Annotated in this window: 22 protein-coding genes; 3 read left to right on the top strand and 19 right to left on the bottom strand. The window is 33.3% G+C overall.

What is annotated here, in order from left to right; translation table 11 throughout:
- Positions 1-177: 177 nt before the first annotated feature.
- The 4 genes from B6C84_RS00270 to ung all read right to left on the bottom strand — a co-directional run bounded on the left by B6C84_RS00270 (position 178) and on the right by ung (position 4,017).
- Positions 178-1,416 carry a uracil-xanthine permease family protein gene (locus B6C84_RS00270; protein ID WP_065651417.1) on the bottom strand — a complete coding sequence of 413 codons (1,239 nt, stop codon included), beginning with the start codon at positions 1,414-1,416 and terminating at the stop codon, positions 178-180.
- Positions 1,417-1,538: 122 nt separating this feature from the next.
- The gene (gene upp, locus B6C84_RS00265) at positions 1,539-2,165 is read right to left on the bottom strand and encodes a uracil phosphoribosyltransferase (protein ID WP_034902911.1); all 627 of its coding nucleotides are present in this window, start codon (positions 2,163-2,165) and stop codon (positions 1,539-1,541) included.
- Between the two features lie 161 nt (positions 2,166-2,326).
- Positions 2,327-3,331, bottom strand: coding sequence for a gluconate operon transcriptional repressor GntR (gntR, locus tag B6C84_RS00260; RefSeq protein WP_065614755.1), 1,005 nt, complete (start codon positions 3,329-3,331; stop codon positions 2,327-2,329).
- On the bottom strand, positions 3,331-4,017 hold the full coding sequence (gene ung / locus B6C84_RS00255; protein WP_065577924.1) for a uracil-DNA glycosylase: 687 nt from the start codon (positions 4,015-4,017) through the stop codon (positions 3,331-3,333). The genes gntR and ung overlap by 1 nt, the downstream gene beginning before the upstream one ends.
- A 393-nt stretch (positions 4,018-4,410) precedes the next feature.
- On the opposite strand from ung, the gene grcA reads away from it, so the two are divergent.
- Positions 4,411-4,794, top strand: coding sequence for an autonomous glycyl radical cofactor GrcA (gene grcA / locus B6C84_RS00250; protein WP_034902904.1), 384 nt, complete (start codon positions 4,411-4,413; stop codon positions 4,792-4,794).
- Between the two features lie 60 nt (positions 4,795-4,854).
- On the opposite strand, the gene B6C84_RS00245 is transcribed toward grcA, so the two are convergent.
- The 4 genes from B6C84_RS00245 to B6C84_RS00230 are packed head-to-tail and all read right to left on the bottom strand — an operon-like array spanning position 4,855 to position 7,830.
- A complete protein-coding gene (locus B6C84_RS00245) occupies positions 4,855-5,910 on the bottom strand; it encodes a tyrosine-protein phosphatase (RefSeq protein WP_086353724.1) in 1,056 nt (351 codons plus the stop codon).
- 3 nt (positions 5,911-5,913) lie between these two features.
- The gene (locus tag B6C84_RS00240; RefSeq protein ID WP_165755127.1) at positions 5,914-7,182 is read right to left on the bottom strand and encodes a PTS sugar transporter subunit IIC; all 1,269 of its coding nucleotides are present in this window, start codon (positions 7,180-7,182) and stop codon (positions 5,914-5,916) included.
- A 16-nt stretch (positions 7,183-7,198) separates the two neighbouring features.
- On the bottom strand, positions 7,199-7,507 hold the full coding sequence (locus B6C84_RS00235) for a PTS sugar transporter subunit IIB (protein WP_065651389.1): 309 nt from the start codon (positions 7,505-7,507) through the stop codon (positions 7,199-7,201).
- A 17-nt stretch (positions 7,508-7,524) separates the two neighbouring features.
- Positions 7,525-7,830 carry a PTS sugar transporter subunit IIA gene (locus tag B6C84_RS00230; RefSeq protein ID WP_034902898.1) on the bottom strand — a complete coding sequence of 102 codons (306 nt, stop codon included), beginning with the start codon at positions 7,828-7,830 and terminating at the stop codon, positions 7,525-7,527.
- A 170-nt stretch (positions 7,831-8,000) separates the two neighbouring features.
- Between B6C84_RS00230 and B6C84_RS00225 the strand changes: the two genes are divergently transcribed.
- The gene (locus B6C84_RS00225) at positions 8,001-10,697 is read left to right on the top strand and encodes a sigma-54-dependent transcriptional regulator (protein WP_086353722.1); all 2,697 of its coding nucleotides are present in this window, start codon (positions 8,001-8,003) and stop codon (positions 10,695-10,697) included.
- A gap of 362 nt (positions 10,698-11,059) precedes the next feature.
- On the opposite strand, the gene B6C84_RS00220 is transcribed toward B6C84_RS00225, so the two are convergent.
- The 4 genes from B6C84_RS00220 to dnaK all read right to left on the bottom strand — a co-directional run bounded on the left by B6C84_RS00220 (position 11,060) and on the right by dnaK (position 15,567).
- Positions 11,060-11,701: a peroxiredoxin-like family protein gene (locus B6C84_RS00220; protein WP_086321144.1), complete on the bottom strand. Its 642-nt coding sequence runs from the start codon at positions 11,699-11,701 to the stop codon at positions 11,060-11,062.
- Positions 11,698-12,195, bottom strand: a complete 498-nt coding sequence (locus tag B6C84_RS00215) for a MarR family winged helix-turn-helix transcriptional regulator (protein ID WP_065614761.1) — start codon at positions 12,193-12,195, stop codon at positions 11,698-11,700. The genes B6C84_RS00220 and B6C84_RS00215 overlap by 4 nt, the downstream gene beginning before the upstream one ends.
- A 195-nt stretch (positions 12,196-12,390) precedes the next feature.
- A complete protein-coding gene (dnaJ, locus tag B6C84_RS00210) occupies positions 12,391-13,521 on the bottom strand; it encodes a molecular chaperone DnaJ (RefSeq protein ID WP_065614762.1) in 1,131 nt (376 codons plus the stop codon).
- 126 nt (positions 13,522-13,647) lie between these two features.
- Positions 13,648-15,567: a molecular chaperone DnaK gene (gene dnaK, locus B6C84_RS00205; protein WP_034903492.1), complete on the bottom strand. Its 1,920-nt coding sequence runs from the start codon at positions 15,565-15,567 to the stop codon at positions 13,648-13,650.
- A 227-nt stretch (positions 15,568-15,794) separates the two neighbouring features.
- Here dnaK and satP point away from each other — a divergent pair, with 227 nt between their 5' ends.
- The gene (gene satP, locus B6C84_RS00200; RefSeq protein ID WP_034903495.1) at positions 15,795-16,373 is read left to right on the top strand and encodes an acetate uptake transporter; all 579 of its coding nucleotides are present in this window, start codon (positions 15,795-15,797) and stop codon (positions 16,371-16,373) included.
- A gap of 70 nt (positions 16,374-16,443) precedes the next feature.
- On the opposite strand, the gene B6C84_RS00195 is transcribed toward satP, so the two are convergent.
- The 7 genes from B6C84_RS00195 to B6C84_RS00165 form a co-directional block, all read right to left on the bottom strand.
- Positions 16,444-16,944, bottom strand: coding sequence for an FHA domain-containing protein (locus B6C84_RS00195; RefSeq protein ID WP_086353721.1), 501 nt, complete (start codon positions 16,942-16,944; stop codon positions 16,444-16,446).
- Between the two features lie 55 nt (positions 16,945-16,999).
- Positions 17,000-17,383 (bottom strand): hypothetical protein, encoded by a 384-nt coding sequence (locus B6C84_RS00190; RefSeq protein WP_086353720.1) that lies wholly within the window; start codon positions 17,381-17,383, stop codon positions 17,000-17,002.
- A gap of 120 nt (positions 17,384-17,503) precedes the next feature.
- Complete coding sequence (locus B6C84_RS00185) at positions 17,504-17,947, bottom strand: PTS sugar transporter subunit IIA (protein ID WP_065651396.1); 444 nt, start codon at positions 17,945-17,947, stop codon at positions 17,504-17,506.
- Between the two features lie 15 nt (positions 17,948-17,962).
- Positions 17,963-18,460 carry a PTS sugar transporter subunit IIB gene (locus B6C84_RS00180; RefSeq protein WP_065577934.1) on the bottom strand — a complete coding sequence of 166 codons (498 nt, stop codon included), beginning with the start codon at positions 18,458-18,460 and terminating at the stop codon, positions 17,963-17,965.
- Between the two features lie 38 nt (positions 18,461-18,498).
- Positions 18,499-19,359: a PTS system mannose/fructose/sorbose family transporter subunit IID gene (locus tag B6C84_RS00175; RefSeq protein ID WP_065614764.1), complete on the bottom strand. Its 861-nt coding sequence runs from the start codon at positions 19,357-19,359 to the stop codon at positions 18,499-18,501.
- 43 nt (positions 19,360-19,402) lie between these two features.
- Positions 19,403-20,236, bottom strand: coding sequence for a PTS mannose/fructose/sorbose/N-acetylgalactosamine transporter subunit IIC (locus tag B6C84_RS00170; RefSeq protein ID WP_086321142.1), 834 nt, complete (start codon positions 20,234-20,236; stop codon positions 19,403-19,405).
- A 52-nt stretch (positions 20,237-20,288) separates the two neighbouring features.
- A complete protein-coding gene (locus tag B6C84_RS00165; RefSeq protein WP_065614765.1) occupies positions 20,289-21,269 on the bottom strand; it encodes a D-isomer specific 2-hydroxyacid dehydrogenase family protein in 981 nt (326 codons plus the stop codon).
- Positions 21,270-21,452: the final 183 nt, after the last annotated feature.

Here is a 21,452-nt window from a genome sequence, read left to right as displayed (position 1 = left end):
CTAACGCTTAAAATTAGAATTTGATCAATGTACTCTTAATATTTTTTATAAAAGTTAGTACTTGCTGACTAAAATAATTATTTATTAAGTAAAACGTAGAGATATTATAGAGTAGTAAAAAAAGGAAATATGATTAGCCGTTAATCGATTTCATGATTAACGGCCAGAATGTTTATCTTAGTTATTGGTTTTAGTTTGTTGCGGTAAGATTAAATTTAACACAATGGCTAGAATCCCACATAAACTAATACCCTGTAATGCATAAGAACCAAAATCGAAGATCATGCCACCAATACCAAATACTAGTACTAACGAGACGATACACATATTCCGTGATATAGAAAGATCGACTTTATGTTTAATTAAAATATTAATACCAACCGAAGCAATTGAACCAAATAACAGCACCATGATTCCACCCATTACGACAGTTGGAATTGAGCTTAAAAATGCCCCTATTTTACCAATGAAAGACATTAAGATTGCCCAGATTGCAGCCCATGTCATTACTTGTGTTTTGAAATTGCGGGTTAAGGTTACCGCACCAATTACTTCGGCATAAGTAATACATGGTGGCCCACCAAAAAATCCTGCTGTTGTAGTAGCCAATCCATCACCCAACAATGTCCGTTGTAAACCAGGTTCACGAGTATAATCTTTACCTGTTACAGCACCGATTGCCATAATATCCCCCACATGCTCAATAGTTGGAGCAATGACAATAGGAATCATATATAAAATAGCTTGCCACTGAAACTCGGGAAATGTGAAATCAGGTACTTTAAACCATGGGGCATCAATAACCGGTTGAAAATTGACAATACCAAAAGCACATGAAAGAGCATATCCAACCACAATACCGGCAATAATCGGAACCAATCTAAAAAAGCCTTTTGCCCAGATAGCAACAATTAAAGTGGTTAACAAAGAAGCCATGGAAATAATAATAAGTTGATAGTTTTCGGCTTGAAGTCCACTATCTTTACCCATAGCCATATTAACTGCAACGGGAGCTAATGATAAACCAATCACCATAATAATTGGCCCGGTCACCACCGGTGGTAAAATCCGATCGATAACTTTATTACCATTAATTTTGACCAGAAAAGCAAAAAACATAAATACCAAACCAGCAGCAACCAATCCGCCTAAAGTTGCCGGTATTCCCCATTGAGCTACACCAAAAGAAATTGGTGCAATAAAAGCAAAAGAAGAAGCTAGAAACACCGGTACTTTATTTTTGGTTGCAAGTTGAAATAACAATGTACCAACACCGGCTGTAAATAATGCTACATTTGGATTTAAACCAGTTAACAGTGGTACTAATACTAAAGCACCAAAAGCGACAAACAGCATTTGAGCACCAGTAAAAATATCTTGCCAATCAGGTTTTAATGGTGAAGTATCTTTTTTAATTTCATTATTATTAATTTTAACCACGTTTTCCTCTCTTCTTAAACTTCTTTTTGCTAATAGCAAATTAATTATTAAATAGCAGACATAAAAAAACCGGATAAACCGGTCTAAAAATTGAGATTTTATTTCGTGCCAAATATTTTGTCTCCGGCATCGCCTAGCCCAGGTAAAATATAGCCTTTATCATTTAATCTTTCATCAATTGATGCCGTATAAAGTTCAACATCAGGATGAGCTTGTTCTAATACTTTAATACCTTCTGGCGCAGCAACTAAAACCAACACTTTGATATTTTTACAACCAGCTTTCTTAAGTAGATCAATAGTTGCCACCATTGAACCACCGGTTGCTAGCATTGGATCAACAACTAACGCCATTCGTTCTTCAATATCAGAAGTGAGTTTTTGGAAATAAGGAACCGGTTCAAGTGTTTCTTCGTTACGATAAAAACCAACAACACTGATTCTTGCACTAGGTATGTGTTCTAATACGCCATCCATCATACCTAAACCAGCACGTAGAATAGGAACAACAGTAATTTTTTTACCTTTAATACGTTCTACTTGCACAGGGCCACACCAACCTTCAATGGTTACGGTTTCTGTTGGTAAGTTAGCGGTTGCTTCATAAGTTAATAAACTACCAACTTCACTGGCAAGGTTTCGGAAATCTTTTGTGCTAATATCGTGTTCACGCATTAAGCCAATTTTATGGCGAACTAGAGGGTGTTTTACTTCAACAATTTTCATGGGGGCCTCAGTGTTATTCTTTGATGATCTAATTAGTAGGTATAAATAACCACTGAGAGGCAATTTTAGCATAGATATCAAATCATGAAAACCTGAAATCCATCCAAACCGAATCTATAACTTGATAATGATATAAATTTTAGAAAATATTTTAAAATTAATTACAAACTTTCACCATCAAGATATTCAACAGGTAAATCGATGACCTTTTCAGCAATATTTTCACCATTTATACGTTTCAAGAGTAATTCCGTAGCAATTTTTCCCATTTCAATTCTTGGCGTATGAATGGAAGCTAATTTAGGATTCATATACTGGCCAATTTTATGGCCATGAAAACCAACAATCGCTATTTGTTTAGGTATTTCAATACCAATACGCTGACATTCAAGTAATACACCTAAAGCCAAATCATCATTGGTACTAAAAATACCATCAACACATGGATATTCCTTTAATATCTGATGTAAAAATCTCGCCCCTAAATCATAAGATGAGGCTTCTTTAGTGGCTAATGTTTTAGGCATTAATCCTGCCTCTTGCATGGCTTTTTCATATCCTTGTTGCCGAATGATACTACGTTGATCTTGTCTTGCACTAAAATAGACAATGTGACGTCGTCCTTTATTTATCATGCGATGAATCATATTTTTTGTAGCCGTAAAATTATCAAATCCAACCGCCATATCAATGCAAGGCGACACGCTGTCCATAATTTCCACTACTGGGACACCTGAAATTTCAATCATCTTTAAGGTAGCTGGATTATGTATCCTTTCGGTCAAAATTAATCCATCAATATTATAAGACAGCAAAGAACGGACTCGTAACTCTTCTTTATCAGCGTTATATCCGGTGTGAGTGATCATGGTTTGATAACCTTGCACATCGGAAACCATCTCAATACCTTTTAAAATATCAGCAAAAACTTGGTTAGTTAACGAGGGAAATACAACTCCAATAGCATGACTTTTGGCATTTGATAACATATCAGGAGCTTTGTTAGGAATATACCCGAGCTTATCAATAGCTGATGATATTTGTAATTGAAGTGATTCTGATACAAGCTTAGGATCTCGCAAAAAGCGACTTACTGTCATTTTGCTGATCCCAACTAAATTAGCAATTTCCTGTAAACCTGGACGGCGTTTCTTATTACTACTCATTAACTTTTTTCCGGTAATCGTGGTTGCCAATCGATAGGCGTTTTACCATGCTGTAAAATAAAATTATTGGCTTTTGAAAAGTGTTTACAACCAAAAAATCCACGATGAGCCGATAATGGTGATGGGTGTACCGCCGTTAACACATGGTGTTTTTGACGATCGATAAATTGACCTTTTTTCTGTGCAGGTGACCCCCAAAGTAAAAACACGACACCTTGTAAATGCTTATCGATCGCTTCAATAACATGATCAGTAAAGGTTTCCCAACCTATTTTGGCATGAGAGTGAGCTTGACCTGCTTCAACCGTTAATACGTTATTGAGTAATAAGACACCTTGAGTAGCCCAATAGCCTAAATAGCCATGATTAGGTATCGTGAATCCTTCAATATCAGTTGCTAACTCTTTATAGATATTTAATAACGAGGGAGGCGGTTTGATTCCGGGTAATACAGAAAAGGATAAGCCATGAGCTTGATTTGGGCCATGATAAGGATCCTGCCCTAGGATCACTACTTTAATATCACTAAATGCAGTAAAGCGAAAAGCATTAAATACATCGTGCTGGGGTGGGTAAATAATTTTACCTTGTGCACGCTGCGTTGCCACAAACTGCATTATATGTTGAAAATAGGGCTTCTCTTTTTCAGAGCCAATAACATCATTCCATGTTAATTGATTACTCATATTTGACCTTTACAATTGTTTTATCTAGTTCAACACTGGATTTATTGATGATATTAATTATACCTAAAAATACCAATAAACCTACTGATAATCAATGATGAGAAAAGTACTCTTCATTCAACAGTAAATAAGCGTTCAATGAATAAAAAGACGCATAAAAATAACTTGTTTAATATAAGATCATCAAAATATCACTTAAATTGCAAGTGACAATAAAAGATTACCTTTTAATAAATATAAAGTTATTTGCAAAAATTGAGTAAACCTATACGATCAACGGTAAAACTTATTAGATTAATAGCTTTTTTTGATTTTAATCAAATTTTGAAAGTGCTATATTACTTATAAATAGTTTAGGACAATAAGGTCCAGATCCATTAGGAGGATTTAAAAATGATTACAGGTATCCAAATTACTAAAGCAGACAATCAAGCACTACTTAACTCTTTCTGGTTGTTAGATGATTCAACAAAAGAAGCTCGTTGTGTTGCTGCAAAATCAGTTTACAAAGAAGATCAAATCGTCCCAACTGCGGAACTTGGTCAATTCGAATATCGTGAAGTTCCATTAGATGTAGCACCAACAATTAAAGTTGAAGGTGGTCAACATTTAAATGTAAACGTACTTCGTCGTGAAACATTAGAAGATGCAGTACAACATCCAGAAAAATACCCACAATTAACAATTCGTGTTTCTGGTTATGCAGTTCGTTTTAACTCACTAACTGCTGAACAACAACGTGACGTTATTGCTCGTACATTTACTACTAAAATGTAATTTACAGAGTATAAAATAGTGTAAATTAGATTAACCCAGTTTAATACTGGGTTAATTTTTTTAATAGAGATAATTTTGTTTTATCTTTTCTCTCTCGCTTTCTGTTATTTTTAACGCTTTAGTTAAATATTCCGCAATTGAGCCGAATCTTGTACGCATTTCATCAAATGCAGCTTCAAGGTAACTACTACGCGCTTCCATCATAGAATACAAAAAAGCTAATATTTCAGCATTATCGGTCTCTTTTTTATATTTCTCCATTCTACGCATATTACGCGAATACCTTAATTCACTTGTCATTGCATAATCTAATAATATAGTTTGTTCATCAACACCTAAAATAGCTAATATAATAGCTATACCGAAACCGGTTCTATCTTTACCTCCTCGACAATGTTGTACTATCGCTAAGTTTCGGCTATCTAAAATAATATCAACAAGTTCTCTATATATTTTGGCGGTTTCAGGATTACGGATAAAATCACGATTTTGTTCTTGCATAATTAGCCCAGAACCATCAATAACCATTTTGCCATTTTTGCTTTGACTTAAACTAATGAGTTCCTGTATTTTTTCATGATCATTACTAGCCTTAGCAGCTAATTCTGCTGAAGATGCATCGGGAATTAAACGAAGTGTATTTAGCTGATTATTCCACAAGCGATTGGGTTGTTTGCTGTATTCCTTTTCATTACGATAATCAATAATAGTATGAAAATTTGCGGTATTTAAATATGCGATATCCTTATCTGTCAAATTATGTAAATGATCTGAACGATAAAGATAACCCCATCTAACAGTTTTACCATCACCAGTTCTATAGCCACCAATATCACGAAAATTATTTGCACCTTCCAATGGTAGAACACGTTCAGCTGTCACATAATTTTGACCATTAATATCAAGGATAAAATAGCAACGCCTATCATCAAGAATATCTAAATCAATGCTTGATTGTGTTGTTTGGGTAAGGATAGTTTTTTCTGCATTTTTTATATCAGCACTATCACTCAAATAAATTTTTACCTCATGCGACTTTGGTGGTGATTGCCAACTTAGACGCACACGGTTTGGTAATAATCGTTCAACTGCATTAACTATAATATTATTGTGCATCTATTATTTCTCCGTTGCCGCTTGTTCAATACTAAGTTTTTGTTTATCCATGTAATGAACAAATGGAAAGTAAACTAACATAGCAACAACTAACAATACCACATGCCATATTGCCATTTGCCAACCACCAATCATAAATCCTTTAATAATTTCAGGCGTTCCAGCCGTTGGTAGAGGCATACCATTAACACGAGGAATAATACCAATTAATGTAGCAAAATAAGATAAGCCCACATTAATTGTTCCAGCAAAAATCAACGGTAAAAATAGAATTGGATTTAATACCATAGGTAAACCAAATTTATAAGGCTCACTAATACCAAAGCAACCAGGTATAAAGCCAATCTTACCTAAACTTTTCATTTGTTGGCTCTTACAGCGTACTAATAAAATAGATAATGCCAAATAACGCGGTCCTTTTTGTGCATTAATAAATGTCATTGTGACAATAAATGGTAATGCCTGACCTGCTTGAAATGCTTCTAAATTAGCGATATCAAAAGGATAGAATAAGGCATATAAGATAGCCGAAGTCGCCATTGAACCGTGAATACCAAAGAACCATAAAAATTCCGCTAAAAATACAATTAATAACGCTGCTGCTAAACTTGCACCTAAGCCTTGAAGCGGTACTTGAATTATGGAATAAATTAAATTATGTACATTATCAAATTCGGTAAGACCAACTAACGCATTAATTAGAGCAAAGACTAAGGCAATAATAAATGCGGGAATAAGACTGGAAAAAGATTTTGAGACAAAATCAGGTACTGACTCAGGCATTTTTATCGTTAGTTTACGATTAAGTAAGAAAATATAAAAACGTGTAGCAAATAATCCTACTAACATCGCAACAATCATTCCTCTTGAACCAACATACAAGAGATCAATGGCTGCAATACCGTTGGTTTTCATTGGAGTGATAAAAAGGAAAGCCATTAGCCCCATTAATGCAGCTAAAATACCATCTTTTTTATGTAATTCTGCCATCTTATACGCAATAGCCACTACGACATAGAGTGAAATCACGTTCATGGTGACTACTGAAGCAACTTTAAAAGCGGATTTCAATCCTGTTGCCACTAATACTGCCTGATAAGATTCTATATTTAAACTATTTAAAACCGCAACAATCGAGCCTACCATCATGACCGGTAATAGCATCATCATGCCACTTGAAACAGCTTGCACAGAATAGCTTGATTGAATAGAGCCAATAACTTTTTGCAATTTTGCTCTAAAACTCATTAATGTTTCTTTATTATTTATCATAATAAAATCTCTCTTATTAGCTGATTCCATTCTCTAAAATTTCTAAGGCTGTTTTTAATACCTTTTCACCATTCATCGTTCCATAGTCTAGAGAATCAATAACCACTATCGGGATGTCATACTGTTTTTTTAAGTTTTCATAGATATACTCTATTTGCGGTCCTAACATAATAATGTCCAGATCATCATATTGATCTAATTCAGTTTCGCTTACTGCATTAATATTGACATCAATACCGATCTTTTCCGCAGACTCTTTCATTTTTTTGACTAACATACTGGTAGAGAATCCACCCATACAAGCTAGCATAATGTTATAAGTCATATTAATTACCCCTTTAATTATTTATCTTTTAATATTTCTATAATTTCAATGGCTAAGTCTCGCATTGAAATTGCATTCATTAAGTGATCTTGAGCATGAATAATCAGTAACGAAACTGGAATATGATTACCCTGAATCTCGTTTTGAATTAATTCAGTCTGTGTTTTATGCGCAATAGCTAAAAATTTTTTTACTTCTTCAATTAAACTATCGGCTTGTTCAAAATTACCTTTACGAGCAGCCCTAATTGCTTTTAGGCAGCGACTTCTTGCATCACCGCTATTGGTAATTAGTTGCATTACAATCTCTTCATACTCATTCATTAATTTTTCCTCAGTTTTATATATTTCATGTAATAAATAACAGCAATAACCGTGCCAAAACAAAATAAATTAAAAATAATCAATAATTAATTTTTTAAGTTACTAATGTGTTTTTATGTGTTTTAATACACATTAAGGAATAGATTTGCTAAAACACATTAGGATGTGAAATGTTAAGAATTGAGATTATTTTCCAAAAATTACAGGAATTAACGCTAAAAAACAGTGAAGGAGTTACTACTTCTAAACTTGCCACATTACTGAATTATTCTCGGGCAAATGTTAGCCACGAATTAAATCAGCTTATTAAGCAAGGAAAAGTGGTTAAAGATAAAGGAAAACCAGTCAAATATTCTATTGCTAAATCTTCGATAAAAACCGAAAACAAACCAAATTTCAAATTTGGTGAATTCAAAAATTTTATCGAATCTAGCACCAGTTTGCATACCTTGATTGAACAAGCTAAAGCAGCTATATTTTATCCTCCTCATGGTATGAATATTTTAATTACTGGTGAGACAGGAGTTGGAAAATCACTGTTTGCCGAACTGATTTATAACTATGCTAAAAGTGTCAATAAAATTAGTCCTGATGCGCCATTTATCCACTTTAATTGTGCTGATTACGCTTCAAATCCACAATTACTTTTAACCCAATTATTCGGCTGTAAAAAAGGTGCCTATAGTGGTGCAATCGATGATCGTGAAGGTTTAGTTGAAAAGGCGCACACCGGACTGTTATTTTTAGATGAAGTTCACCGTTTACCACCAGAAGGACAAGAAATATTTTTTACTTTTATTGATAAAGGCCTTTTTAGACGACTAGGTGATACCGTAGAACGAACAGCACAAGTTCGCATTATTGCCGCAACGACAGAAGATCCGAATTCAGCATTATTGCGTACATTTACTCGTCGCTTTCCTATGAATTTAACCATTCCGCCTTTAAGAGCAAGAACTTTTGAGGAAAGATTTAATCTAATTCAAAATTTCTTTAATACCGAATCGGCACAATTAAAAGAAAAAATTGTCGTATCAAGTAATGCCCTTCGCGCTTTGTTAGGCTATAACTGCCCTAATAATATAGGGCAACTTGAAGCTGATATTCGTTTCATTTGTGCAGCCGCCTATGCCAAACATATTTCCTACAGTAATTCAGAGTATATTTATATTAATAGTGCTCTATTACCAAATCATATCAGTGAAGCATTATTGATTGAAACACAACATCGCCAAACGTGGAATAAAATCATTGGTATTAATCGAAAAAATATTATATTTCAGGGAGAAGATAATAAGATCCTATATGAAAATAATAAATCTAATGATATCTACGATATCGTAAATCGAAAAATCGCTGAATTAAAAACACAAGGTAGGGGAAATTTCGAACTCGAAGAAGAAATTGAACAAGAGATTCAGGATTATTTTTATACCTATATTTATAATAATACTAAAAAATATGATAAGAATAAGTTGAAAAATATAATTTCAACTAAAGTATTACGTTTAACTGAAGCCTTAATTGAACAGGCTGAAAACAGTTTACAGTGCAGCTTTAATAATCGTATTTATTATAGTTTAGCTAACCATATCGAACAGACATTAAAGCGAATAAATAGCAATCAAAAGATTAGTCATCCGCAATTAAATAAAATCCGAACGAATTATCCAAATCAATTTAATGCTGCACTTGATTGTCTCACAATGATTGAACACATTATGGATACGACACTGCCCATTGATGAAGCTGCTTATCTGGCCATGTTTTTTATATATGGTACTAATAATCCTATTTTACCTTCAAATAATGTGCAAATTGTCGTTATTGCTCACGGAGATAAAACCGCAACGTCAATCACGAAAACAGCACATGACTTACTTAACATTGAATATGCACTTGCTTTTGATGTGCCACTTGATGAATTGCCACAAAAAATTCTCGAAAAAATTATTAACCATATTCAATTAACTAAAAATAAATCAGACATGCTATTACTGGTTGATATGGGATCTTTGAAAAATTTTGGTGAAGAGATAGAGGCAAAATGTAATATTAAAACCAAAACAATTCAACTGGTTAGTACTTTACATGTGATTGAGGCAATTCAAAATGCAATGAATGGATATTGCTTAGAAGAAGTATATGAGAATGTCTTACAAATTCATATGCTTAATCAAGCACCATTAGTATCAGCACCGCAAGAAGAGAGTTTAGTTAATAAAAAATTAGCCATTTTAATTATTAATGTGCCGAATAAAAGTACCAATATCACCATAGATTTATTAAATAATGTACTTTCATATCGACAAAATATCTTAGACATTATTGCACTTAGTTTATCTCACGAAGATGATAAATTATTTAAAGAAATCGAAGAAATTCAGCAAAGCCATACGATTGTTGCTATAGTGAGCCCATTTAACTTTAATACTTCAATAAGCCAATTCGATTTAACATCATTAATTTATCCGGACAATATTAAGAAATTACAGCAATTAATTGATATTGAAACCATTTACTCTTTAATCGAAAAAACACTTTCGAATATTTTATCCAATATTGAACCACGCGATTTACTAACCGATATTAAGCATTTTAATGAAAATATAACCCGTAAATTTAATATTAGAGTATCAAATAATACTTTGATTGGACTGGTTATGCATATTGCTTGTATGCTTGAACAGATAATTAATGGCGAGCAGAGCAAGGTTAAATTTATTGATAAACAAAATTATATTCGTAAGTATAGGAATGAATATTCAATTATTAAAGATGAATTAGTTGTCTTCGAAGAAAAATATAAAATTACCATTCCTGAAGAGGAGATCTGCTATATATTAAAATTCTTTAACCACCTTTAGAAAAAATGGCAATATGAAGCCATACTCCTGATATGACCTGATCGATAAAGCCCGTAATATCACGGGCTGTTATGAGGTTATTTAAAAATTAGGCCTGTTTTTTGCCAACAAAAAGATGAGCAAATTAATATTAAAGATAAAGTATAGGCCAATATAGGCTTTTTTCTTTATCTTCACAAGCTGTTACCTTATAACTCACTCACATTAGAACAATAGCGTTATGTTATTGCGTATGTTCTCACAACTAAAATGTAACTTTATAGTTTTAATTAAATTTAATATAAAAAGGGATAATATAAATATTATCCCTTTTTATATCAGATTAGTAACATTTCATATTGCTAGATAAATTTAAATTTTTATTACTTTAATACATTTATTAATTCGGATATATCAGCTCGTTCCATATAATTAGCATTAACATAAGCAAAATAAACCTTTTTATCTTGCCCAATTAAATAAGTTGCTGGTATTGGTAATGTATAGCTATCATCGCCATTAAAATCCAATAAATTAGCACCTAAACTATTATATAACTCTCTAACTTTTTCAGGTAATGTGAATACTAAACCAAACTTATTAGCTATGTTATTTTTAATATCTGATAGTATCGTTATCGACATCGATTTTTCTTGTTTTAACTGTGCGCTAATTGCAGCTTTCTGTGGTGAAATAGCAATAAAATGCATATTTTTAACTTGCTGAATTAGCTCTAAATTATTTTGAAAATGTTCTAATTCTTTTACACAGAACGGGCACCAACTACCTCGAAAGAAACTAATAATTACGGGTTTGGTTTCCAGTAATTTGTATAAATTGATTTCTTGATTATCAGTTGATATTAGTGAAAAGTCTGGTGCAATATCTCCACATTGTAAAGAATGACTATCTAGTTTTTCACTTAACATATCTGCTAATGAGTTATCCAGAATATTTTGTACATCTTGGGGTAATTGGGTAATTAAATCTTGTCTTAATGTTTGTAAATCTTCAATTAGTTTCATTTAACGACTTCCTTTCTTGATACATTTTCATGAATTTGGCTTAATACCTTTTTGAATATAGCAACATCATTATCAGATAAATTATTAGTTATTTTTTCTATCCAAAAACTGTGCTCTTTTAACGTTTCCGTCAATAAATCCATTCCTGCTGGGGTTAAACAAATAATGGAAATTCTTTTGTCATTTTCATCATTTCTTTTTGATACTAGCTCATCATTAATTAGAGAACTAACAAGTGTTGTTGTTGAAGCTTTAGTTATCCCTAATAATTTAGCAATTTCTTGCAAAGATAATTCTTGGTATTCTTTTAATAAAACTAAAATAATTAATCGACTTTCTGAGAGATGATATTTTTGAAGACGTTTGGCACACTCTATATCAATTAGATTAGCAACAGATAACAACGTAAAGCATGTTCGGATCTTTTCTAAATCTACCGTGTTTTGTTTCTTCAAAATATTGCAAAAAGATAAATAGCGATTTTCAAGCTGCATACTTTATATCCATAAAATTAGTTAGCCACCTTACTAATTTAATATGCTAATTAAGATATGGTTTAATGTCAATAAGGAATATTGAATAATAAAGAAAAATATACGATATCTGAAAACAGTAATAATGTTATTTAAAAAAGCAGAATAAAAAAATCGAGCCATTATTTGGCTCGATTGTATAATCAATAATGAAGGTTATCCAAAAAACTTCTTCACTTTATCAATAAAGCCTTTTTCTTTTGGACTGTGTTTTGAGTTTTTATCGGATTTAAAACTTTCGCCTAACTCTTTTAATAACTCTTTTTGTTTGCTAGTTAGATTAACTGGTGTTTCAACTGCAACATGGCAATAGAGATCACCTACAGCACTGCCTCGTAATGATTTAATGCCTTTTCCACGTAATCTAAACATTTTACCGGTTTGTGTTTCGGCCGGTATGGTTAGGCTAACTTTACCGTTCAGGGTTGGTACTTCAACCTCACCACCTAGTGATGCTAACACAATATTAATTGGAATTTCACAATGTAAATTAGTGCCATCTCGCTCAAAGATTGCATGCGGTTTTACTTGTACTTGTACATATAAGTCACCAGCAGGTGCACCGTTTAATCCAGCTTCACCTTCACCTGAAAGTCGAATACGGTTTCCTGTATCAACCCCAGCAGGAATAGTAACAGAAAGTGTTTTAGTTTTTTGAACGCGTCCTTCGCCATGACATTTTTTACATGGATTTTTAACCACTTTTCCACGCCCATGACAAGTCGGACACTCTTGCTGCACAGCAAAAAAGCCTTGCCGCATTTGCACAACACCAGCACCGTGACAGGTATTACAAGTTACAACATCTGAAGCTTTTTCAGTTCCTTGACCATGGCAAACATCACAATTTACCCAAGTTGGTACTTTAATCTCTTTGCTTACACCGCTAGCAGCTTCTTCTAATGTTAATGAAATATTATATTGTAAGTCATTACCACGCGATGCTGCTTGACCTCGTCCTCGGCCACCACCGAAGAAATCACTGAAGATATCATCAAATGCAGAACCGCCGCCAAAACCACCAAAACCGCCGAACCCACCTGCGCCACCTTGCCCTTGTTCAAAAGCAGCATGGCCATACTGATCATAAGCAGCTTTCTTTTGTGGATCGGTTAAGATTTCATAAGCTTCTTTAACTTCTTTGAATTTTGCTTCAGCTTCAGCTTTGTTATCCTGATTTTTATCCGGATGATATTTCATGGCTAGGCGTTTGTAGGCTTTTTTTATCTCAGTTTCACTGGCATTTTTACTCACGCCTAATGTTTCATAATAATCTTTCTTCGCCATAATTAACCTTTAAATTTAATCATTATATAAACAACTAAACGGGCTTGAGTTACCTCGCGCCCGTTTAATGTTTTACATGTTTAAAACTCGTTGCAATAACTCATTAAAAAACATATTAGTTAATGCTTATTTTTTTTCATCATCAACTTCTTTGAAGTCTGCATCAACAACATCATCTTGTCCTGCAGCACTTCCGCTATTTGCTTGACCTGCAGATTGATCTGCTTGAGCTTGTTGTTGAGCTAACTCAAGTAATTTTTTTGAAGCCTCCATTAATGCATTAATTTTAGCTTCGATCTCTGCTTTGTCTTCACCGCGAGCGGCATTTTCTAAATCACTCACAGCACTTTCAATAGCTGTTTTATCATCAGCTGATAATTGATCACCAGCTTCAGTCACTTGTTTACGAGTTGAGTGAACAAGATGATCTGCTTGGTTACGAATTTGAGCTAATTCTTCAAATTTACGGTCTGCATCAGCATTTGCTTCAGCATCATTTACCATTTTTTGGATCTCTTCTTCACTTAATCCTGAAGAAGCTTTAATGGTAATGTTTTGCTCACGACCAGTATTTTTATCTTTTGCTGATACATGCAAAATACCATCAGCATCGATATCAAAGGTTACTTCGATTTGTGGCATACCACGTGGTGCAGCTTGAATACCATCAAGGTTAAATTGACCTAATGATTTGTTGTCACTTGCACGTTTACGTTCACCTTGTAATACATGGATAGTTACAGCTGATTGATTATCTTCAGCAGTTGAGAATACTTGACTATGTTTTGTTGGGATAGTCGTGTTTTTCTCAATCAAGGTAGTCATTACACCACCCATTGTTTCAATACCTAATGATAATGGTGTTACGTCAAGTAATAATACATCTTTAACATCACCACCTAATACACCACCTTGTACTGCGGCACCAACAGCTACTGCTTCATCAGGGTTAACGTCTTTACGTGGTTCTTTACCAAAGAAATCTGCAACAGCTTTTTGAACCATTGGCATACGTGTTTGACCACCAACTAAGATGACATCTTTAATATCAGAGACACTAAGACCGGCATCTTTTAATGCTGTTTTAACAGGTTCCATTGAACGTTTAACTAAATCTTCAACTAATGATTCAAGTTTAGCGCGAGTCACTTTGATATTTAAGTGTTTTGGCCCACTTGCATCAGCCGTGATATACGGTAAGTTAATATCAGTTTGTTGCGCTGATGATAATTCAATTTTCGCCTTTTCAGCAGCTTCTTTTAAACGTTGCATTGCTAATGGATCATTTTTAAGATCAAATCCTTGTTCACGTTTGAATTCGTCAACTAAATAGTTGATTAAACGTGAGTCAAAGTCTTCACCACCTAAGTGAGTATCACCATTTGTTGCTAATACTTCAAATGTTTTTTCACCATCAACTTCATCAATTTCGATAATTGAGATATCAAAAGTACCACCACCAAGGTCATATACAGCAATAGTACGGTTACCAACATCTTTATCTAAACCATAAGCTAACGCTGCTGCGGTTGGCTCGTTGATAATACGTTTTACATCTAAACCGGCAATACGACCAGCATCTTTGGTTGCTTGACGTTGTGCATCATTAAAATAAGCAGGAACAGTAATAACTGCTTCTGTCACAGGCTCACCAAGATAATCTTCTGCAGTTTTCTTCATTTTCTTTAATACTTCAGCAGAAATTTGCGGTGGAGCAATTTTTTGACCTTTAACATCAACCCAAGCATCACCATTATCAGCTTTAACAATTTTATATGGCATAATACCAACATCACGTTGTACTTCAGCATCTTCATAACGACGACCGATTAAACGTTTAATTGCAAATAATGTATTTTGTGGATTGGTTACGGCTTGGCGTTTAGCTGGTTGACCAACTAAGATTTCACCATCTTGAGTGTAAGCAATGATGGAAGGGGTTGTGCGATCACCCTCGGCATTTTCTAATACTTTTGCTTGACCATTATCCATTACTGCAACACATGAATTTGTTGTACCTAAATCGATACCAATAATTTTACCCATAATCTTTTCTCCTCAAACCTGTATTTTATTTCTTATATATAAGACTGAAAACATCGTTTTCAAGTCCCATTTTAGATAAAGAAATGTTTTTGTTTTCACATAAATGGGAACAATATTATTAATATCAAGGGGTGATACAAAATTATTTTTTACAAAATCTTGATTATCAGCTTTTCAACACTTATTATTGCCGCTCTTTTTTACTAAGATTAATTTATAGGATCCTTATGGAACAAATAAAACTTGCAAATCCAGGTCCACTTGGACTAATGGGTTTTGGTATGACTACAATTTTATTAAATATTCATAATGCAGGATTTTTTCCAGTTATGACGGCAATCGTTTCTATGGGTATTTTTTATGGTGGATTAGCCCAAGTAATCGCAGGAATTTTAGAATTCCGTAAAGGAAATACCTTCGGAACAACCGCGTTTACTTCATACGGTTTCTTTTGGATTGCTTTAGTTGGTATTTGGTACTTACCTACTTCACCAGCAACTGCACCTACCGATGCAACTTTTTTAGGGATTTTTCTAGCACTGTGGGGGATTTTTACCGCATTTATGTTTATTGGTACATTAAAAGCTAACCGAGCATTACAATTTGTTTTTGCCAGCTTAACCATTTTATTCGCTCTATTAGCAATTGGTAATATTTCTGGTAACCATGACATTATTCATATTGCTGGTTTTGAAGGCATAATTTGTGGTGCGAGTGCAATTTATCTTGCGATGGCTGAAGTTCTAAATGAACAATTTGGTCGTACAATTCTACCTATTGGTGCAGCAAAAGGCGCTACACATTAGTTCATCATAATTCTGATACCTACTCAATTCTATCGGTAGGTATCAAGTTCTTTTCCGCAACAATCCATTATCATTTTTCATTCATCAATGCTCGGCATACATCTCGTAGCGATTGTGTATGTTTTTCTAATCTTTCATCAGATAAATAATTATCTTTAGACGAGTGAGCATTTTTTATAAGAATTTTATTATCTTCATTTATATGACCTGATGTGATCATAATGTAATTAGATAATTGAGTTTCAATACTCCCATCATGAAAATGAACATCCGCTATATTTAGATCAGATCCTTGTGGTTTAAAAAAAACTAAATCATCACCGTTCGCAATACTATCCAAGAAAATAAATTTTTTATCTTTGATTTGTTTAGCATAGCTTTCTAACATTTTTAAACCATATTGGCCACTATTGCCGCCATCATAAAGAACAAAAGCAATTTTTTTCTTTTCTTTTTTATCTAACTTATTAATAAGATTAATAATAGTAATAATACTTGATGAATTACAAACGAAATTTTTAGTGTTTGGAATGCCACTTTTAAATTTGGCAATTAAGAAAAACAATAGCACTGTTGAAACTATAGCTGAAATGCCAGAAACACTAAAAAAGCCATTAATCCGGATATCAGGTAAAAAAACGAGGTAATTTAATATTAATGATGCAATGAATAAAAATATAAACGGAGCGAGCGACACTAATAAAGTAAGTCAGCTTACTAAATTGTGATTGAAAAGCATACGTTTTCTGCAAATTAAAATTATTGATGCCTGTATCGTAATTAGTACAAATAACGACCTCTGCTTTATTAAGATCGCCGATATAAGCATTATAATAATTTTGATAACGTCTAGTTGCTAATTTTAATTTAGATAGTTTCGCATCCACTTGATAACCTAATGGCGCTAATTCCTTAGATATTACCCTTAAAAAAGAGATTTTCTCTTTTGGATTAAACCTTTTACCAAATATGATGCCATATCGTAAAATCAGATCTTTCAATATTTCCATTATTAATAAACTATTTTTATATAAAGTTAGACAATATAGTTAATATGATTTTTAAAATCATATTAACTATAAATAGATTAAGATAAAAATTAACTTAATAACATTAAATTAGTTATTACATTAATAGTCATCATCATTTTCATTGTTGTTTGATTGAGATATGTTGGCAATGGCATCTTGAATATTTTCATGCCCTGCCTCGATACATTCGGCAGTAAGATCATTCAAGGACACAGAATCCCTATTACATACTGCATTAATTACCATAGGCAGACTCATACCAGTAATGACTCGAACATTCATACCAAGCTCATTCCATTGCGGAACGCATTGCATCGAAGCATTATATGGAGATGCACCATAAAGGTCGACAAAGATAAGAACACCATCGCCAGAATCTAAAGATTTTGAACAATTGAATAAATCAGTTTTTAACTGATTTATATCTTGCCCAGGATTAAGTGATAATGATTCAAATTGGCTTTGTTCTCCAACAATCATTTTCACACTGTCTTTTATTCCCGCCGCCATACTTCCATGGCTAACTAATAAAACACCGATCATGTTATTAATCCTATATTATTCAAACATTTTAATTACTTCACTTAAAGGTACTTTCTTTAATGAAGGCGTTGCTTGGCAATAAATATCCATATTCGGAAAACTATTTTGTAAATCAATTAATAAATCGAGTTGCTCTTTATTAATCGATACTTCTTTAATGATTGAGGTTGCCCCTGGAACCAGTGGTAAACCGCCAATATTAAGATTAGTTACAGGTACGCCAGATTTAATAATTTTATACATTACTTCAATATTTTTAGTAATTAAAATAACGTTAAAATCATCATATTGACGATCATTCCAATACCTAACCGCACCATCTTCTTTTAATACTCTAATTTTATGACCAGTGCTGGCACCTGCGCCAAGAATAATATTTTTGGTGAATTCATCATTTGCCGAATAATCATCTGCAACAAATAAAGCATTAGCGCCGGCAGCTTTTGAAACATTTGTTGCGACTTGTCCATGAATCAGACGACTATCTACTCGAGCTAAAACAACTTTTCCCATAATTTAAAACCTCTATTATTATTTATATTTAATTATTTTTATAAAATACCAATTGCTGCTAAAACACCAAGAATAACTGTTAGCCCAATTAATGCTTTTGTTACTTTCAAACCTTTCTTAGAAAAATAAAAGTACAGTCCCATTACAACAACAAGCGGTAATACTCCAGGTAGAATCTTATCCAATGTATCTTGTATAATGAAATCTTTACCAGATAAGGTAAATTTTAAACTTGAAGAAACTTTAATATAGCTTGCAGCTAAAATACCCATCATAAATAGACCTAAAATAGATAAGGCTTCTATGATCATCTGCATCTTATTACCAACAACTTCTGTTGCCGCATTTCTACCTAATTTAAATCCTAATTGGGCAAAATAGTAACCAACAAATAGTTGATATAAAACAAAAGCAACAAATGGGAATAACGCACCTATTGCTAAACCTTCTTGCGCCCAAGGTAATGCGATGGCAATAAAAATATATTGTATAGTACCCGAGTCAATCGCATCCCCAATACCGGCCAAGGCTCCCATTAAACCGGCTTTAGTGTTATAAAGCACATCATTGTCGATACTAATCGGTTTGTTTTGATAAACTTCATCAGCACGCACCGCTTCTAATGAAGCCATAATTCCTGAAATTGTTCCACCACCCCACGTAATTTGAGTATTAAAAAATAACAAATGCCGTTGATAAGCAGCAGCTAATTCACTTTTTGATTTATATAACTTTTTAAGAATTGGCATTAATCCCCACATTAATGATGCCGCAAGATAACGGTCAAATGAGTGTGGAATTTCATTGGCATAATACCAACGTAACCATGCAAATGTGATATCTTTTTTAGTAATCGTTTCTGGCTTTAGATCAATACTTTCTTGTACTATTTCTGTCATTATAAAATTCCTCTTTCTAATTTATTAATCAAATAACTAATGATTAATAATCATCGTCATCAACTTGATTGTTATTATTTGAATTATTTCTAGGTTGATCTACAGCAGAATTTACTGCTTCATTTTTTGCAAGAACAAAAATAAACGCAACTATTGCACCAACTATTGCGTAAGTTACCATGGTAATATTTAGTGGTTTGGCAATAACCGCCATGAAATAGGCAAGTAAGAAGAAAATGATGTAGCTTTTTTTACCAATAACATAAATGGTTAACGCAATACCCACAGCAGCAAGGCCACCACCAATTACATTAAGAATATGGAAAACTAGTCCTCCGGCATTCGATTTAATCACATCAGCAATAATCGGTGCCCCAAAATATAACGCAACAAACATAAACGGTACGAACAATGCAAAGCTACAAATTATTGGTAACACAATGATAGAAAAGGTTAACCCTTTGCTATTGGCTTCTTCGGCATATTTTTCCGTTAATTTCATTATCATAGTATTAAAGAAAAATCTTAATTGATATAAGTAAGATCCTAATAAACCTACCGGTACTGCCACAGCAACAGCGGCTGTAGGTTCCATTTTACCCAACAATGCGACGGGAACAGCAACTGCTGTTGCTATAGCTGGTTCTGATGGCATTTGCCCACCAGGTGAAAAAACACCCATATAAATCAACTGAATAGCTGCTGTTGTTATCATTGCATTAGGAATGTCATTAAACACAATCCCAACGATTAAACCGGTCATCATTGGTGTAAATCGCAACGTTAACGTAGCACCACCTAGACCCCGAGACATTACCATTGCAACCCATATTGATATAATAGCTGCTTGAAGAAACGTTACATGCATTTCTTGCATATATAAACTCCTTACTATTTTTATAATTAATTAGTTAGTTTAAGTTAAATGATTAAGAAACCACCGATTGTAGTTCTAAGTTATTAACAAAATTTTCTACATCTTGTACACATTTTTCCCCCATACCTTGCAGACATTCAATTGCATAAGCAGAAGTATGCGGCGTAACAAGAACTTTAGGATGTTTAACTAAAGGATGATCACTGTATGAAGGTTCAACATACATGACATCTGTTGCGTGACCAGCTACAGTGCCATTATCGAGCGCATTTAAAAGTGCAGTTTCATCAATTAATTCGGCTCGAGCAGTGTTAGTTATATAAACGCCTTTTTTCATCAAAGAAAATTGCGGCGCTTTTAAAATATGATAACTAGTTTCATTTAATGAGGCATTTAACGAGATGATATCTGCATTTTGCAGTAAATAATCTAACTCAACAATTTCAATATTATTTTTGTTAGCCCAATCGACATTAACTTTTGGGTCAACCACCAATAGGCGAGCATTAAATCCATGTTTGAAAATTTCTGCCACGCGACTACCAATGTTGCCACAGCCAATAATACCAATTACTTTACCCGTAACATTGATACCTAAAAAAGAGGCTCTTTTCTTCCATTCATTTGACTTAACCGCTTCTTGTGATTGAACTGTTTGTCTAATTAATGCAAGTAAATTAGTCACTGCATTTTCAGCAACAGCATCACGTTCAACCAAAGGAGGTACGATAGTAACTATTGTGCCATGCTCTTTGGCAGCAACAACATCAACATTATTAAATCCGATGCCATGACGGGAAAGTAATAGTAGCGGTTGTTTTTTGTTATCAAAAAACTCTTTGTTAAAAAAAGGACGGACACTGGCAATAACAATATTAAAATCTTGCAATGCTTCAGCTAATTCCTTCCCTGGAATATTATTTTCAAAAGTAAAATGTTTTACTTCACCTATTTTTTCTAATCTTTCTAGATGATTAGGAAAATATTTTCCAAAACTACTTGAGTTGATTATAGCGATTTTATAATTTTTCACTCAATGCTCCTAATTCATGATTTATATACTTATATAAAGTTATTTATAGGAATATAAATATTATTTTATTTCCATTCAGCCACAATGTGACTGGTAACATTTAGTATAGTTTATAAACTTTTTAAAAAAGTGAATTTAGATCACATATTTAATAAAAAATTATTTTCTATAATTATTAGAGAG

It is taken from the genome of Gilliamella apis (assembly GCF_002142155.1).
Classification (GTDB): domain Bacteria; phylum Pseudomonadota; class Gammaproteobacteria; order Enterobacterales; family Orbaceae; genus Gilliamella; species Gilliamella apis.
The sequence above is the reverse complement of the archived record's forward strand: the minus strand, read 5'-3'. Positions and strand labels throughout refer to the sequence as shown.